Below are 15,196 nucleotides of genomic sequence, written 5' to 3' on the forward strand. Positions count from 1 at the left end.
TCCAAACGCTACCACCCCGGCGGAGGCCGGGGCCCAATTGGGTAGGCCGGAGTAACGGTTCGCAACGCACATCATTGACGTCCCCCAATTGGGCCCCGGCCTCCGCCGGGGTGGAGGACTGCTGGACCTAATCCAGCGCGTTCATCGCCGCATGAACCCGCTGCTCTGCCTCTTCACGCGGCAAGCCCGGCGGCACCACCTCGCCGAACCGGAACGTGATCACCCCCGGCAGCTTCGGCCCCTTCTTCGGCCACACCAGCCCGCTGTCACATGCGATCGGCACCGTCGGCATCTTCAACGCACGATACAGCCCGGCGAACCCGGGTTTGAGCGGCGGATGTTCGCCCGGCGACACCCGCGTCCCTTCCGGAAAGATGAGGATCGAGCGCCCGGTCGCCTTCGCTGCGGTCGCCTCGCGCATCATGCTGCGCATCGCCTTCGCCGACGCCTCGCGGTCGACGACGATCGCGCCGTAGCGCCGCGCCGCCCAACCCCAGGCCGGGATGTCGGCCAGCTCACGCTTCAGCACGATCGCCGGGCCGTCAAGTAATCCCTGCAACTCCAGCGTCTCGAACATCGCCTGATGCTTGCACGCGTAAAAGGCCGGCTCGGTCGGTCGGGTCCCCTCGATCCGGATATGCACGCCCAGTATCCACCGCGCGCACCAGCGGTGGAACCGCGTCCAGATCGTCGAATGCACGATCACCGCACGCGAGCCGAACAGCGCGGAGATCGGCACGGTCACCACGATCGGCACCGAGATCGTATAGAAAACGAGCATGAACGCCCAGTTACGCACCCAGATCATCCGCCATATCCAATCCACAACGCGATCCGGCGAAGGATCAACTTGTTATATTCGTTGACCAGGGTCCCGAGCCGCGGCGTGCCCGGCACACCATCGCCGAGGATCACGACATTCTTGTCGAGCGCCGCCGCCAGCTCCATTCGGGCGCGTGCGACATGCCAGTCCGACGTCACCAGCCGCACCGACCGGTATTTGTGCACCCGCACCCACTGCGCGGTCTCCTCCGCGTTCGAGCGCGTATCGACCGCGTCCGCGCCGAGATCGATGCAGCACGCGAACAACGTGGGCGAGGTGCGGTACTCGAGGGCGAGATCGATCGGCCGCACCCCCGGCGCGACGCCGGTCACGAGCATACGCTTCGCCTGGTGATCGCGGAGCAGCGCGATGCCGCGATCGATCCGCCCTGCTCCTCCGGTCGGCACGACGATCGCGTCGGACGTGAAACCGTCGAGCGGCTTGGGCAACAGCAGCATGAACAGCGCGAACCCGAACGCCCACGCGAGCCCCATAATGCCGAACAACCGGACGATCACAGGATATGCCTCAGCGCGCGAACGATCGTCACGCGCGCGGCGAGCGTCGCGAGGACGACGAACGCGATCGGGAGCAGCGCGAGGAGCACCCAGTCGACCCCACCGAGCGTCACGCCGCCGAGCAGTTCGGAGCCCAGTCCGTGCAGCCGGACGCCGATGAATGCGACCACCAGCAACGCCGCGATACCGCCACCGACACCGCCGATCGCCGCGTCGAGCGCGATCCGCCGCTGGAACAGCCGGGCGACCTGGAGATCGGTCGAGCCGAGCATGTGCATAACCGCGATCGTCGCGCGGTGCGTCTGGAGCCCCGCGCGCGCGGCCAGCACGACGACCGCGGCGGTCGCGCTCGCCATCAGCAGCACCAGCGCCAGCGCCAGGAGCGTCAGCGAACGCATCACATCGTTGACGGGCGACATCCAGCTTTCGTGGCGGTCGACGCGGACGATCGAGCTCAGGCGCCGCACTGTGGCCGCGACACGCGCGGCCGCCGCCCCGTCATGATCGGAAAGGTTGACGTCGATCATCGCCGGCACGGGCAATTGCGGATCCGCGCCATCGGACCCGAGCCAGGGTTGCAGCAACCGGGTCAGTTCGGCGCGATCGACCGGCGTGGCCGTCGCCACCCCCGGCATGGTCCGCAGCGCAGCCAGTACGCGCGCTGCAACCGCGTCACGGCGGACAGGATCACCATCGACGACCTGCACCGTCAACCGCCCCGCCAACTGCCGATCGAGCAAGCGCGCCGCGCCTGCCGTCGCCAGTCCCAAGGCGGCGGCCAGCATCGTCAGGAACAGCATGATCGCCATCACCCACGTCATCGCGCGCAGGCCGCCCGCTTCATCGAGCACGCGGCGTTCGGCCGAAGACCGCGCTTTGGTGGCGCGACCGATCATTCGGGCCGCGTCGGCGGATAGCGCAGCGACCCCGTAGGATCGAGCAACCGCCCGCGATCCAGCCGCATCATCTGCGCGCCCGGTATCCGCCCGAGCAGGTGAAAGTCGTGCGTCGCGACGACTACCGTCGTACCCAGCTTGTTGAGCGATTCGAACAGGTGCAGCAGCCGCTCGGCCATGTCGGGATCGACGTTGCCGGTCGGCTCGTCCGCCACGAGGATTTCGGGCCGTCCGATCACCGCGCGGGCGATCGCGACGCGCTGTTGCTCGCCGCCGGACAGCGTTGCCGGGCGCGCGTCGGCGCGGTCGCCGAGCCCGACCCAGGCGAGCATCTCGCGCACCGGTTGCTCGATATCCGCCTCGGGCATGCCCGCGACGCGCAACGGCAGCGCGATATTGTCCCAGGTCGACAGGTGCGGGACAAGCCGGAAGTCCTGGAACACCACGCCGATCCGCCGTCGGAACCCCGGCAGGCGATCACGCGACAGCACCACCGCATCCTCGCCGAACAACCGGATGACGCCGCGCGTCGGCCGTTGCGCGAGATACAGCAGCTTGAGCAGCGAGGTCTTGCCCGCGCCGCTCGCGCCGGTCAGGAAATAGAACGCACCCCTTCGCAGCGTGAAGCTGAGGTCCGCCAGCGTCTCCGGCCCGGCGTCCGGACCCGTGCCGTAGCGAAGCCCGACATTTTCGAATTGGACGATATTCGCCATGACGTGGTTGCGCCCGCTCTCGCCCGCTTGATGCCCGTGCCAATGCCCGTATCGGCGCTTTCGCATGAAAGCGCGCGCTGCTTCAAGCTTGCCACATATGCGAGCGGCGTGCTTATTCGACACAAGACCGGTCGCGCTCCAGCGGCCGCTGGTGAAGCGCATCCATGATCCTCCAATGCCCTGAGTGCAGCACGCGCTATCTGGTCCCCGACAGCGCAATCGGAACCGAGGGGCGCACCGTGCGCTGCGCCAATTGCAAGCATAGTTGGTTCCAGGCCGCCGCACCGATGGTCGAAGACGCGCTGGAGATCCCCAAGCCGACGCCGCTCGCGCCCCCGCCGCCACCGCTCGCTCCATTGGCGCGTCCGCCGATCGCGGCGCCGACCGAACGTTTCACACCACCTGTTCCGGCTGTGCATGCTCCGGCTGTGCCCGAGCCCGTATCTACATTGCCCGTGTCTGCAACGCCCGCGCCGGTGTTCGCCGATCCGGTCGTGAAATATGACTCGTTTGCCGAGCGACCGCCGTTCAAGGCCCGTCGCAATACGGCGCGCTGGTGGACGGTCGCGGCCGTGATCGCCGGATTTCTGATGCTGATCGCGGTCGGATCGATCGTCTATCTCGGCGCGCCGGGCGTGGTGGCCAAGCTGGGTCTCGGGCTGGGCACCGACGAGACGCCGCTGCGACTGCGCGACAACCCGATCGAGCGGCGCGAACTCGACAACGGCTCCGAGCTGTTCGCGGTCAGCGGCCAGGTCACCAATCCGTCCAACCAGCGCCAGCGCGTCCCCGACATCCGCGCCGAACTCCGAGATGCGCAGGGGCGCCTCGTTTATAGCTGGACGATCACTCCGCAGCAGCGGACGCTGGCCCCAGGCGGTGCGATCGATTTCAACTCGGCCACGCTCAACGTGCCCGCGAACTCGAAGCGCCTCGAGCTAAGTTTTGCGGGTGAGGCGACGCGCTAACGCTTGATCCTCCCCCGCCAGAGGGAGGATCAAGTCAGCGACGCAACCGGCGGCTGACGATCCAGAATCGCGCGCCGTGCAGCAGCGCAGCGGTCAGCATCCCTAGCCCGGACGCATAGACCAGTGCCATTGGCCCCACACCGGCGCGCACCATCCACCAGCCTGCCCCGCCGGTGACGACGAAATAGGCGACGATGCTGTTCACCCCCGCGACCACCTGATCGCCGAGCGAGCGCAGCGCGTACACCAGCACGACCTGCGCGCCGTCGAACAGGATGAACGGCGCCCAGACCGGCAGCATCGCCAGCGCGACCGCGTGCGTCGCGGCATCGGCCGGAAACGCCGCGACGATCGGGTCGCGCGCGACGATGAGGACGATCCCGCACACGCCCAATGCGAGCATCGACAGCCCGGTCGCGATCAGCGCGCGCGAGATACCCGCCTTCGGATCCCCCTCACCCACCGCATTGCCGACGCGGACACCGCACGCCGACCCAAGCCCGAGCGCCAACCCGAACGTGACGTTGTGGACCGAAAACACGATCTGGAACGCATGCGCGACGTCGTCGCCGAACTGCGTCGACAGCGCGATCAGGATCGAAAAACCGGCAAGCTCCAGCCCGGACGCGACCGCGGGGACGATTCCGAACACCGCGAGCACGCCGATCCCAACCGGCACGCCGCGCCACGCAGCAAGATCGGTTCGTCGAACGCCGCGCTCCTTTGCGCGCGGTAGGGTCAACGCCGCGGTGATCATGCCGACCGCCCCCAGTCCCGACGCGATCGCGGTGGCCGTCGCCGCCCCGACCGCACCCATCGCCGGCAGGCCGAGATGACCGCCCGACATCGCCCAGGCTAGCACTGCGTTCAGGGGCAGGATCGACAAGTTCACCACTGCGACACGGCGTGGTCGGCTGACGCCCTCCAGGAAGAAGCTGGCGGCGACGATCATCAGCTGCGGCGGATAGGTGAACGCCATCACCCGCACGACCCGCCCGGCCGGCTCGATCAGCGCCGGTGCGACGCCGATCCCGGCGAGCATCCCGTCCGCGAACGCGAACATGACGCCGCCGACCACCAGCCCGAGCAGCAGCCCCAGCACCAGCCCTTCGCGGAGCACCTGCCCGGTACGCGGCAGGTCCCCCGCACCATCGGCGCGCGCGGTATGGACGAGCACGCCCGACAACCATGCGAGACCGGTAACGATCGCGATGAAGGTCAGCGATCGGCTCGCGCCGAGCGCCGCCACCTCGTGCGCGCCGACCAGACCGACGACGATGACGTCAGTGACGTGCAGGATCGTCCAGTTGAGGCTGGTCAGCATCACTGGCCACGCCAGCGCGAGAATGCGCCGCGTTTCGGCCCTCGTATCGGCCCTCGCATCGGGGGAAAGAAGTGGCACGGCCATCGTTTCCGGTACCGGACGAACGCTTTTTCGCAAAGGGCGTTGCACGATGCGGAAAGCCTTGCTAGTGGCGCTCGCCTACCAGATGCCGGGTTCGCCCGGTGATGTTTCATGGGCGGCCATGGCGGAACTGGTAGACGCGCAACGTTGAGGTCGTTGTGGGCGAAAGCCCGTGGAAGTTCGAGTCTTCTTGGCCGCACCATTTTTCAAATAAATTCAGAGCATCCCTTTCGAGGGCCACCCGTTTCGTTTCGATAGCCAAGGGTCGATAGCGGGAAAAGGACAGCCATGAGTTCGATCGACGACACGATCATCGAGACCCCCGAAGGCCCGATGACGTTTGCGCAGTGGAAGAAGAAGAACCCGGTCCAGCTGCCATCGCGCCGGACCAAGGGGAAGAAGCTGCCCAACAAGGTCAAGCTGACGACGGACGAGAAATAGGGAGTGCTTCAATCCTCCCCCGCCAGGGGGAGGTGGCTGGCGCTTGCCAGACGGAGGGGGAGGACACGGAGCAGAGGTCGTCGCTGGCCTCCCCCTCCGTCGCCTTCGGCGCCACCTCCCCCTGGTGGGGGAGGATTGCGGTTTTCGTCTAGTGCCGGCCCATCCCTGCCCCCATCTGCGCCCGAATCATCCGCGCCTGAAACTTGACCCGCTGCCAAAAGGTCGCGTCGTCCAGGCGCCATCGTTGGATCGCCTGCGTCGCCAGCGTCTCGATCAGCGCTTCGCTGGTCGCGGCGTCCTGCTTGGCAAATTCGCGCGCGAGTTCTTCGACGCAGGGGCCGTGATCGGTGAAGTCACGCGGCGGCATCATGCGCGCGGTCTGGTTCGGCAATGGCATCGCGTCTCTCTCCCTGTATGTCATCGCCGGCCGAACAGCGCGCGCGTCGCGCCGCCCAGCACCGGGCCGCCCAGCACCGGGCCGATCGTGGTCTGGTCGAACTTGAGCCGCATCGTGACGTACGGCCCCCGCCGGGTGTAGCGGTCGTCCTCGAAATCGCGGTCGCGGTAGCCTGAGACGTTATAACCGGCGGTGATCCACATGTTCTGCGCCGGCGACACGCCCGCGGAGGGCCCGCCGCTCCACGACCACGCACCACGCGACCACGCATGCTGGACCGATCCGGTCACGCCGACGTCGATCCGCGTGCCGATATCCTGGCGCAGTTCGAACCCGGTGACGTCGATATACCCGTCATAGCTATCGTCGGCGAACCGCCCCGCGACGTATTTGGCGCCGTAATAGAGCGTGGCCTCGGTGCCGTGGCCGAGCCCTTCCGGACCGGTGCGATAGTTGACCGCGAGGTTGTTGATCACCCGCGTCGTCACCTGATCGCCGCCGCCATAGGCCGGCACGCCGAGCGCGTTGGAGTCGCTGAACCCGGAATCCGCGCTCTCGTGTCGCAGTTCGAGGCGTTCGAGCAACGACCAGCGGCTGTCGAGCGGACGGAAGGCCAGCGCGACGTCGGCGGTGGCATAGGTCGCGACCGCGCCCGTCTTGTCCTTAATCGTGTAGCCCTTGATGCTCGACGCCAGCGTCTTGCCCTGGCCCAGCGTGCGCAGGAAGTTGGTGGTGATCCCCCAGCGATCGCCGCTGTCGGCGTTGCGATATTCGAGCCGGCCGTTCACCGACCAGCGTGCCTGGCGATACGTCGCTCCCAGCGTGGCGGCCGCGTAGTCGCCGTTGGTCTGGTCCTGCCCGACATAGCCGCCCGAGGTGACCGGCTGGAACGCGTTGACGACCGCGCCGTCGGGGATCTGCCCTTTCAGCGTGTTGCTCGCATCCAGCGTACCGTCGATGGTCCAGTGCTTGCCGAGCGGCACCGACTGGTTGAGGCCGTATTGCGCATAGGTCCGCTGGCCGTTCTCGCCGATCGCCTGCTGGTTGAGCGTGCTCATCAGCTTGGCGCCGGTCCAGGGCGCGACGTCGACGCCGAATTGCTTGGTATGCGCGACATAGCCATCGCCCTTGGCGATCTCGTACCCGCCGATCAGGCGGATACCGGGCGTGATCCGGTACGCGAGCTGGACCTGGTGGCGGACCGGGAAGTCGACGCTGTCGCTGTCGCCACCGGGCGCGAACTGGGTCTGGCCGGTGATCGTCACCGCGTTGCCGAACAACGCCTGGCTGCCGCCGAGGGTGATCAGGCGACTGTCGCGGTTCTTGCCGTCCGTGCCCCGATCGGACGCATATTGGCCGCCGACGAAGATCGTACCGGTGTCGCGGCGATATTCGAGGCGGGCGTCCGCGGCGGTGCGCGTGCCGGCGCTGTCGAGCTGCTGCTGGTGCCAGGCGACGCCGGTGATGCTGAGCCGATCGGTCAGACGAACGCGGCCGTCGAGCCCGAACTTCCGCGTGCCGGCCTCGAAGAGGTTCTGCTGGCCAACGCCGAACGCGGTATCCTGCTGGCGGGCATAAGCGAGCAGGTCGAGCTTCGACCCGTGATGATCGACTTCGGCGAGATAGGCGAGACCCTGCCCAAGCCCCAGGCGTCCGCCCTTGGCGATCTCGCCGCGCAGTTCGGTGTTGGCGGTCACGCGCGCCTTGATGTCGGCGCCGAGGACGGTGGCCTTGCCGACCGTCTCGTCGCGGATCGCGGCGACACCGACTTCGACGCGGCCGTTGGCCAGCTTGGTCGCGACGCGCGCGGCGGCGGCGAGCTTGGCCGACTTGCCCCCCTCGACCTCATAATCGGCGACGATGAAGATCGGGTTCAGGCTCGAATCGCGGCTGAGGATCGGGTTGCGGAAGCGGACCGTGCCCATCGACGTATCGATGTCATAGTCGATGTGGCGCGTCAGTTCGGTGGTCGCGACGATCAGCTCGGAGCGGAAGCGGTCGCGCGTCTCGATCCGCAGCTTGTCGCTGTTCGGGACGATGTTGCGCCCCGACAGCCGGTACGGGCCGGACAGGCCGTTGCCCTGGATTTCGTCGCGGGAATACAGCGTGTCGGTATGCGCCGCGAACCCGGTCGCGCGCACCCGCTTGCCTTCGTAGGCGGCCTTCACGCCGTTGAGCGTGCGGTTGTAGCGGGTCAGCTGCGTATCGGTGAAGCCGGTCTCGAAATCGCCGAACAGCGCGTAGAATTCACGACGCTCGAGCCGCAGATACAGTTTCCGGCGGGTGGCGGCGTCATAGCCCTGGCGCGAGCCGTCGCCGTAGACGGTGTAATAGCGATCGGGGTCGATCGTACCGAGCAGCCCGCGATCGGGATCGTATTTGCGGTCGCTGTCATACGCGATCGTCGCAAGCCACGACCCCTTGACGCGGCCCTTGGCGTAGAAGGCGAGCTGGCCGTCGGTGACGACGCTGTTGCGCTGCGACCTGGGCAGACCCGACTGCCGCTTGCTGAGCATGTCGTAGCCGAGCGAGCCCGCACCGAAGCCGACCACCACCCAGTCCTTCTGAGACGCGGCCAGCCAGGCGCGGACGTCGTTGCTATGGACCAGCTTGTCCTCGGTCAGCGAGACGATCGCATGGACGGCGCCGGCCTGCGTGGTCGGCTGGAGCGTGATGAAGGCGAGGCCGTCGTCGCCGACGACGCGCGCGGTGGTGGCCGAGCGTTCGCGACCTGCAAGCTGTCGGCCCTGTTCGAGCTCAGCCTCGACCGCCGCGGTATAGGGCTGGTCGACGGTGAAGGGCACGAGCGTGCCTGCGCGGACCGGCCGACCGGTCTTGTCGGTCACCCGCACTGCGATCAACGGGCGGGTCAGGCCATCGGCAACCAGGCGGCTGCTGGCGGCATCGAATACCGCGCGGACCGGCGCACCCGAGAAATGCACCACGCGATCGAGGACCTTCACGACGCTGCCGTCCGCCGCGAGGATACGCGCGCCCAGATGATTATCGCCGTCGATCAGCGGAATGCCCGACCAGCGCGATACCGCCACCAAGCTGCCGTCGCGCGCGTCGGTGCCGTCGAACGCGAGCGGCTCGACCTGCTTGCCGTTAATGGTGAGTGCGACCCTCTGGCCGGGCATGTGCTTCACGACCGCGCGGACGATCGGCGCGCGCGGGTTGTGATCCGCCGCCGGGAACAGCCAGTCGATCCCACCCGCTTGGTTCATGGCAGCCTGCCCTGCGCCGAGCCAGTCGCGGTTGCCCGCGGCGGTGGCGTCGTCGGCAATCGCGACCGGAAGCCCAGCGTCGGCAGCAGCGGCCTTTCCGGTCGGTTTCAGCTGGAAGTCGACGCGCTTGAGCAGGCCTCCATCACCCTCGACGAAGCGCGAGATCGGACTGTTGGCTTGCCGGGTGTCGATGTCGCAGGCGACCGGCGCATGCGTCGCGGGGATGCTCGACGTGTCCACCTGGACGACGTGCCGGCCGGCGCGGACGCCTTCGAAATGGTACAGGCCGTCGCGATCGGTCACGACGAAGGTGCCGTCCTCCATCAGCAGGCGGATTCCGGGCACGCCCTTGCGCTTGTCGACCGGATCGCCGCAATTCCCCTCGGTGACGCGGCCGATGATCGTCATCGCGTCGGTGAACAGCAGCGGACGCAGGCGCACCGAGGCGGCGGCCTCGTTGCTCGTCACGGCGCCCTGCCCCGCAACGCGCGCACGGTTGAGCGCCTCGCCGGTCGGCGCGCCCGGCGCGATGCTGACGACGTATTTCAGCTCGGTCGAGGCGCCCGCCGCCAACAGCGGAATCGCGAAGTCCAGATTGCGGCCATCGGTCGAAACCGTCGGCTCCTCGCCGCCGCGCGCGGAATTGCGCTCGTAGCGCAGACCGCGCGGCAAGGTATCGGCGACGTGAAGCCCGCGCGCCGGGACGGCATCACGGTTAGTAATGCGCAGCAGATACTGGACGAAATCTCCCGGTGAGGCTTCACGCACCGACGCCGTCTTGGTCAGCAACAGGCTACCGCTGCCGGGGCTGTCCAGCGGGATGTCGGCATAGAAAGGCTCGGGGGTCGACAGAGTCAGCGAACCGCCGAAACTGGTGTCGTTGAGGATGAAGGGACGGCCGTCCGGGTCCTTCAGCGCCGCGATCGTCGCGCGATCGACGGTCGAGGGCGCGGTATAGGTGCCCGGCGGCGTGAGTTTCAGGACATAGCGTCCAGGCGCGGTATACGGAAAGCGGTAGCGGCCGGTTTCGCCCGGATAGAGCCGTCCGCCCGCATCGGTGACCGGCTGGCCGGTGACGACGGTCGAGGGATAGCGGCTGACGCCGTCGTCGCCGAACACGGTGGCGAGTGCGCCGGTCTCGGCGTCGACCAGCGAAACGGTGGTGCCGTCGATCAGCGCGCCGGTCCGCGAATCGAAGGTGTAGCCGGCGGGATCGATCAGGAGCGATGCGGTCGAGCCGAAGCTGAAGGCGTCCTCGGTAAAGCTCAACGCGATCGATGCGCCGCGCTGATCACGGATCTCGCAAGGCTCGAGATCGGGGTATCGGCCGGTCGTCGTCGAGGGAACGCCGCCCGCGAAGATACCGCTGTTCGCCGCAGTCTCGGTCAGGACCAGCGTGGTGTGGATCGCACCGACATCAGCGTTGATGACCGATGTTTCGCGAACCTGTGGATCACGGTTGCCGCCCTGGTTGTCGAGCACCAGGATCATGTCCTGGTAGATGTCGATAGCGGCGATGCCGGGCGACGCCTCGAACGTCGCGGCGTCGATCGGCGCGGGTAGGAATTTATAGGTCGGGGTGGCCTGGCACGTCGCGCCGGTAAACGCGTAATTGGGCGGTGGCAGGCGGAAACTAAGCGTGGTCGGACGCTTGGCCCGGTTCACATCGAGCGAAACCGTGTTCGATGGCACCGTGCGTACGCCGGAGTCGCTGCCCGTATCGTCGAACGACAGGACCGCGGTATTCTGGATACGGCTCGACTGTGCCACCGCGGGCATGACGCCGCTGGTGAGCCCCAGAAGTATGGCGCCGAAGCGCGCAAGGGTACCGAATTTGGACATAACGGATACTTTCCCGGCACGTGTCGCCACGCGCCGGGATCGGTCGTTCCTTGATCGAGGGGCTGGGTTTAGTTGATCGTCACGCGGAAGCTGGCCGCGACCGACGTGCCGCCGAGTAGCGTCGGGATCGTCGCCGTGACCCGTTTCGTCCCGACATCGTACGAACCGGTGAAGGGCGTGAGCGGGATTGCCGAACCGTCATCGTTTGCCGGGAAGCCGTTCAGCACGCATGCGTTGCCGATGCCGAGCCCGCCGATCGTGATCGAACCGGGTACGTAGGTCGTGTTGGTCGGGACGATGTCGGTCAGGTTGACGTTGTTGGCTGCGACCAGCAGCGTCGCGTTTCTGACGATCAGGCAATATTGCACGACCGCACCCGGGATCGCCTTGGGCAACAGGATGCCCGACACCGGATCGGAGACCACCGCGGACGTCTTGGTCACCGTCAGCGCGACGTTGCGCGTGGTGATCTCATAGCCGAGCGATGCACGCCCCTGACCGTTATTGGACGTATCGAGGCCGAGACCATCCGAATCGATGTCGGCGAAGACGATGTCGATCTCATTGTCGTCGTTGGCGAGGATGCTCGGCGTCAGCGCCGTGCCCTGCGCCGCGGTGTTGCCACCGGCGGCGACCTGCGCGATCAGCGTGATGCCGGCCAGCGCTGCGGTCTGCTGGTTGGGAACGTCGCCGACGATGAACACCGTTGCCGTCTGATCGGCGCCCAGTTCGTTGATGTAGGTCGCGGTATCGACACCCACGTCATAGGTGCCGTTGCCGTTCGAATCGACGAAGATCCGGATATTGCTCACGTCGAAATTGTCGCCGGTGAACAGGTTCTGGATCGGCGTCTGGCTCGCCGACAGCAGGAAGTCCTGCGTGCCGTTGGTGTTGTTGGTCAGCTGGAACGCGACGACGGCACCAGGCTGGCCGACGGAGACCTGCGTGTTGTTCGGGGTCGCCGGGACGACGGTCAGGTTGACCTTGCGATCGACCACGAACGTCGCTGCGTCCGATGCCGCGGTCTGCTGCACGCCGTTGACGGTGTAGCTCGCCTGCGCGGTGTTGCTGATGGTCGTGCCCGCGGTGGTGCCCGCCGGACCTGGCGCCTGCGCGTTCGCGGTGCCGGTCGTCATACCGATCGACACGATGGCGGCCGTACCGGCCAGCAGCGTGCGTATTACCCCTGTTGAATGCATTTCTAGGTCTTCCTTCTTCTTACGTGGTCAGGCTTGGATGGTTGGAAAGAGAGCGGAACAAGATCATTTCAGGACGGCCTGGAACGCGAACTGGCCTTGCGCGCCGGCCGGTATCGGGCTCGGGAGGCGCCACCGGACGCTGGTGACATCGTTGGGGCTCGCGGCGCGCGTGCTGCCGTCGAGACTGCGGACGCGTAAGGAATCGAGCGAACCGAACGTCTTGCCGTCCACCGAAACGTCGGGCGCGGGTGAACCGGGATTGGCCGAGCGGTAGGAAATCTGACGCGGCAACGGGTTGGCCAGCACGACGTTCGCCAGCGGCTGCGCACCGGTGTTGCGATAGGCGAGGACGAAGATCACCTTGTCGCCCGGCGTCACCTTCGACGGCTTGACCAGCGCGATGCGGGTGGTGCCGTCGGCGGCGGCGCTGCGGCTCTCGACCAGGATGCTGCTGGTAACCTGCAACGGTCCCGCCGCAGCGGATGCCACTGCGGCGGTAGCCGCCAGCGCGACGGCAATCATCGGACGCGTAATCATGGACGTGCTCCTCCTGAGAATTCTGGTCATTGAATCTTGGTCTTGAACTGGACGGTGTGGACCGAAGCCGCGGCGACCTGGCCGAGCGCAACGGCGATGCCGCCACCCTGCGCGGATCCCGCTTCGAAGCGCCCGGCATCGTCGTCCGCGCCGTCGGTCAGCGCCGCGCCGTCGAGCGTGAGACTGCCGGGGACAAAGACGGTGCCGTCGGGAATCGGATCGACGATTCGGGCGCCGGTGACGGCATCGCTGAAGCGCGCCTCGAGCGTGTAGGTGATGACCGCGTCGCGCACGGCGTTCTGCGATCCATCCACGGCGCGCACCGATTGGCTCTTGAACAGCGCCGGCCCGGCAAGCGCGGTGCCGAGCGGGACCGTCACGGTGGCGATCGCGCCGGTCAGTCCGACCACCGCATCGCCGCCGCCATCGCCCATGCCGGCATAGGCACTGCCGGCCTGGCCTGAACCCGTCGTCGAGCGCGCGGTAACGGTCAGCGTGGCATTCGCGGCGCCGCCGCCGGCCGTGGCGACGACGATCGCCAGCAGCTTGATCGACTGGCCGGGCGAGAGCAGCGACGTCCTGCCGTCGACCGGCGCGCTATCCTTGGCCGGATCGTAGAGGCCGTCGCCATCGGCATCGATCACCAGCGCCTGCAACACGATCGCGCCCGGCGACACCGTCGCCGCGAGCACGAACGATTCGTTGCCGTTGTCGCGGTTGGTCAGCGTGAAGGGGATCGCAAGTGGGCGCGGCGTGACGACGATCGCGCCCTGCCCATCGCGGACCAGCGCGACGTCCAGCCGCTCGGCGACGATGATCGAGACGGTGTTCGATGCGGTCGATTCCGTCGTCCCGCCAAGATCGTAACGGAGCGCGGCCGTGTTGACGATCGGCGTACCTGCGGGCGTCCCCGTAGCAGCACCCGCAGGAGTCTGCGCCGGGACGGACTGCGACATCGCGGTCCCAACCATGCACGCCAGACGCAAAGCCATGCCAGCACACCGAAGCGCGCCGTTTTTCCCTGCACATCCTGACGTCCGACGAACCAATTTTGTCCCAATCCTGTGATTGAGATCAAATGGTCCACCGCGACTTAAGCAAATCCTACCAAGTCGAAACGGTGTTTTGTGTTCGTATTTTGATACTTAATACAACAACATCCGGTCCGGTATAGTTAGACTACACTAAAGAACCATAACGGATCATGATGCTGCACTGGGCGGGTTCATCGGTGACATTTCCGCTACGACGTAGACGCAGACGTAGCGAAAACCCTTTGGCTATCGCGCGAGCAGCGCGCGCAGGTAGGATTTCATGGCTTGGTCGCCGACATGGCTTAGCGACACCTCGATCCGTCGCCGATCGGCCGGATCGATGACACGGTCGATCAATTTCAACTTGTGAAGATGCTCGATCCAGCGCTGCGACGTGGTTACCGGCGCGTCGGACATGCTGACCAGCGCCTTGATGTTCATCGGCATCCGGTCGTCGCGCGACGCGAACAACGCAAGAAGCATGTCCCAGGCGGGCTCGTGAAACAGCTCTGCGGGGAGGAACTTGCGCCGCATGCGCCGCTCCGCAAGCACCAGCGCGGCGTGTTCGATGAGCGCGTCGTCGCTTGGCTCTTCGCCGACCGGTACTGGCTCCGCGGCTTGCGCGACTCGTCCGTTGAACTCCTCGGCGACCGCCGACAGCTTCGCGGTCAGATCCTTGATCAATTCGACGACGGACTCGTTTTTCACTCAAGGCTCCCCTGCCCCATTGTTACACCCGGGCCGGTCGAAAACGATGCTCGCAGCCTTTGGCCGCTATCGCACGTCGTCAACCGGACGACCGGACGTGCGGACAAACCCGGTCCGACGCACCGTCATTGTCGACTACCGCACCGCAAATTCAACCCAAACCTGCAAAAAATCGGTAATCATTTGAAGATCAAATGCACATCGCCGACTATATTTCCCTTAATCGATCCAATATCGATCGATTAAATTGACCCATTCCGGTTTTGATATTGCGCATTCCAGCGCGAACCTCTTGAAACGCCGGTTCGTATACTTTTCAGATTCGGGGTTCAGCCGGATTGCCGATTTCGGGTGCGCGCCGTTCCGGGACGCCAGCGATGTCGAAACGATGTCATCGTCGGTCCTCATCGTTTACAGACACTCCGTTCGATGCCGGATCGATTTCCCCATGGTCAGGCGCAGGCCGTTTGATCAGGTGGTGCGTTAGG

General features: G+C 66.4%; 13 protein-coding genes and 1 tRNA gene. 3 read left to right on the forward strand and 11 right to left on the reverse strand.

Annotated features, from left to right (window positions below):
- Nucleotides 1–127 precede the first annotated feature (127 nt).
- From AC1MLZ_RS11750 to ftsE, 4 genes are read right to left on the reverse strand one after another with little or no spacing between them, the layout of a single operon-like run.
- Nucleotides 128–808, reverse strand: coding sequence for a lysophospholipid acyltransferase family protein (locus AC1MLZ_RS11750; RefSeq protein WP_480958620.1), 681 nt, complete (start codon nt 806–808; stop codon nt 128–130).
- Complete coding sequence (locus AC1MLZ_RS11755; protein WP_480958621.1) at nt 805–1,341, reverse strand: YdcF family protein; 537 nt, start codon at nt 1,339–1,341, stop codon at nt 805–807. Before AC1MLZ_RS11755 ends, AC1MLZ_RS11750 begins: the two co-directional genes overlap by 4 nt.
- Nucleotides 1,338–2,237 carry a cell division protein FtsX gene (locus tag AC1MLZ_RS11760; RefSeq protein WP_480958622.1) on the reverse strand — a complete coding sequence of 300 codons (900 nt, stop codon included), beginning with the start codon at nt 2,235–2,237 and terminating at the stop codon, nt 1,338–1,340. Before AC1MLZ_RS11760 ends, AC1MLZ_RS11755 begins: the two co-directional genes overlap by 4 nt.
- Nucleotides 2,234–2,950, reverse strand: a complete 717-nt coding sequence (ftsE, locus tag AC1MLZ_RS11765; RefSeq protein ID WP_480961533.1) for a cell division ATP-binding protein FtsE — start codon at nt 2,948–2,950, stop codon at nt 2,234–2,236. Before ftsE ends, AC1MLZ_RS11760 begins: the two co-directional genes overlap by 4 nt.
- 164 nt (nt 2,951–3,114) lie before the next feature.
- On the opposite strand from ftsE, the gene AC1MLZ_RS11770 reads away from it, so the two are divergent.
- Nucleotides 3,115–3,918 carry an MJ0042-type zinc finger domain-containing protein gene (locus AC1MLZ_RS11770; protein ID WP_480958623.1) on the forward strand — a complete coding sequence of 268 codons (804 nt, stop codon included), beginning with the start codon at nt 3,115–3,117 and terminating at the stop codon, nt 3,916–3,918.
- Between the two features lie 34 nt (nt 3,919–3,952).
- Here the strand turns inward: AC1MLZ_RS11770 and AC1MLZ_RS11775 are convergent, their stop codons facing one another.
- On the reverse strand, nt 3,953–5,326 hold the full coding sequence (locus AC1MLZ_RS11775) for an MATE family efflux transporter (protein WP_480958624.1): 1,374 nt from the start codon (nt 5,324–5,326) through the stop codon (nt 3,953–3,955).
- A gap of 112 nt (nt 5,327–5,438) precedes the next feature.
- Between AC1MLZ_RS11775 and AC1MLZ_RS11780 the strand changes: the two genes are divergently transcribed.
- Nucleotides 5,439–5,525, forward strand: a tRNA-Leu gene (locus AC1MLZ_RS11780).
- An 86-nt stretch (nt 5,526–5,611) separates the two neighbouring features.
- Nucleotides 5,612–5,764 carry a hypothetical protein gene (locus AC1MLZ_RS11785; RefSeq protein WP_175518116.1) on the forward strand — a complete coding sequence of 51 codons (153 nt, stop codon included), beginning with the start codon at nt 5,612–5,614 and terminating at the stop codon, nt 5,762–5,764.
- A gap of 148 nt (nt 5,765–5,912) precedes the next feature.
- Here AC1MLZ_RS11785 and AC1MLZ_RS11790 read toward each other — a convergent pair whose 3' ends face one another.
- The 6 genes from AC1MLZ_RS11790 to AC1MLZ_RS11815 form a co-directional block, all read right to left on the reverse strand.
- Nucleotides 5,913–6,161: a hypothetical protein gene (locus AC1MLZ_RS11790; protein ID WP_480958625.1), complete on the reverse strand. Its 249-nt coding sequence runs from the start codon at nt 6,159–6,161 to the stop codon at nt 5,913–5,915.
- Nucleotides 6,162–6,181: 20 nt separating this feature from the next.
- Entirely contained in the window at nt 6,182–11,230 is a 5,049-nt protein-coding gene (locus AC1MLZ_RS11795) for a hypothetical protein (protein ID WP_480958626.1), read from the reverse strand.
- A gap of 68 nt (nt 11,231–11,298) precedes the next feature.
- Nucleotides 11,299–12,429: a hypothetical protein gene (locus AC1MLZ_RS11800; protein WP_480958627.1), complete on the reverse strand. Its 1,131-nt coding sequence runs from the start codon at nt 12,427–12,429 to the stop codon at nt 11,299–11,301.
- A 63-nt stretch (nt 12,430–12,492) separates the two neighbouring features.
- Nucleotides 12,493–12,966, reverse strand: coding sequence for a hypothetical protein (locus AC1MLZ_RS11805; RefSeq protein ID WP_480958628.1), 474 nt, complete (start codon nt 12,964–12,966; stop codon nt 12,493–12,495).
- A 26-nt stretch (nt 12,967–12,992) separates the two neighbouring features.
- On the reverse strand, nt 12,993–13,958 hold the full coding sequence (locus AC1MLZ_RS11810) for a hypothetical protein (RefSeq protein ID WP_480958629.1): 966 nt from the start codon (nt 13,956–13,958) through the stop codon (nt 12,993–12,995).
- 288 nt (nt 13,959–14,246) lie between these two features.
- Nucleotides 14,247–14,708, reverse strand: coding sequence for a hypothetical protein (locus tag AC1MLZ_RS11815; RefSeq protein WP_480958630.1), 462 nt, complete (start codon nt 14,706–14,708; stop codon nt 14,247–14,249).
- Between the last annotated feature and the right edge of the window lie 488 nt (nt 14,709–15,196).

It is taken from the genome of Sphingomonas sp. PEI4, from assembly GCF_056679955.1.

What these genes read in the sequence shown, in the direction of transcription:
- AC1MLZ_RS11810 (WP_480958629.1), bottom strand. Translation starts at nt 13,958, where the DNA reads ATGGCTTTGCGTCTGGCGTGCATGGTTGGGACCGCGATGTCGCAGTCC.
- AC1MLZ_RS11750 (WP_480958620.1), bottom strand. Translation starts at nt 808, where the DNA reads ATGATCTGGGTGCGTAACTGGGCGTTCATGCTCGTTTTCTATACGATC.
- AC1MLZ_RS11785 (WP_175518116.1), top strand. Translation starts at nt 5,612, where the DNA reads ATGAGTTCGATCGACGACACGATCATCGAGACCCCCGAAGGCCCGATG.
- AC1MLZ_RS11795 (WP_480958626.1), bottom strand. Translation starts at nt 11,230, where the DNA reads ATGTCCAAATTCGGTACCCTTGCGCGCTTCGGCGCCATACTTCTGGGG.
- ftsE (WP_480961533.1), bottom strand. Translation starts at nt 2,950, where the DNA reads ATGGCGAATATCGTCCAATTCGAAAATGTCGGGCTTCGCTACGGCACG.
- AC1MLZ_RS11790 (WP_480958625.1), bottom strand. Translation starts at nt 6,161, where the DNA reads ATGCCATTGCCGAACCAGACCGCGCGCATGATGCCGCCGCGTGACTTC.
- AC1MLZ_RS11775 (WP_480958624.1), bottom strand. Translation starts at nt 5,326, where the DNA reads ATGGCCGTGCCACTTCTTTCCCCCGATGCGAGGGCCGATACGAGGGCC.
- AC1MLZ_RS11760 (WP_480958622.1), bottom strand. Translation starts at nt 2,237, where the DNA reads ATGATCGGTCGCGCCACCAAAGCGCGGTCTTCGGCCGAACGCCGCGTG.
- AC1MLZ_RS11805 (WP_480958628.1), bottom strand. Translation starts at nt 12,966, where the DNA reads ATGATTACGCGTCCGATGATTGCCGTCGCGCTGGCGGCTACCGCCGCA.
- AC1MLZ_RS11800 (WP_480958627.1), bottom strand. Translation starts at nt 12,429, where the DNA reads ATGCATTCAACAGGGGTAATACGCACGCTGCTGGCCGGTACGGCCGCC.
- AC1MLZ_RS11770 (WP_480958623.1), top strand. Translation starts at nt 3,115, where the DNA reads ATGATCCTCCAATGCCCTGAGTGCAGCACGCGCTATCTGGTCCCCGAC.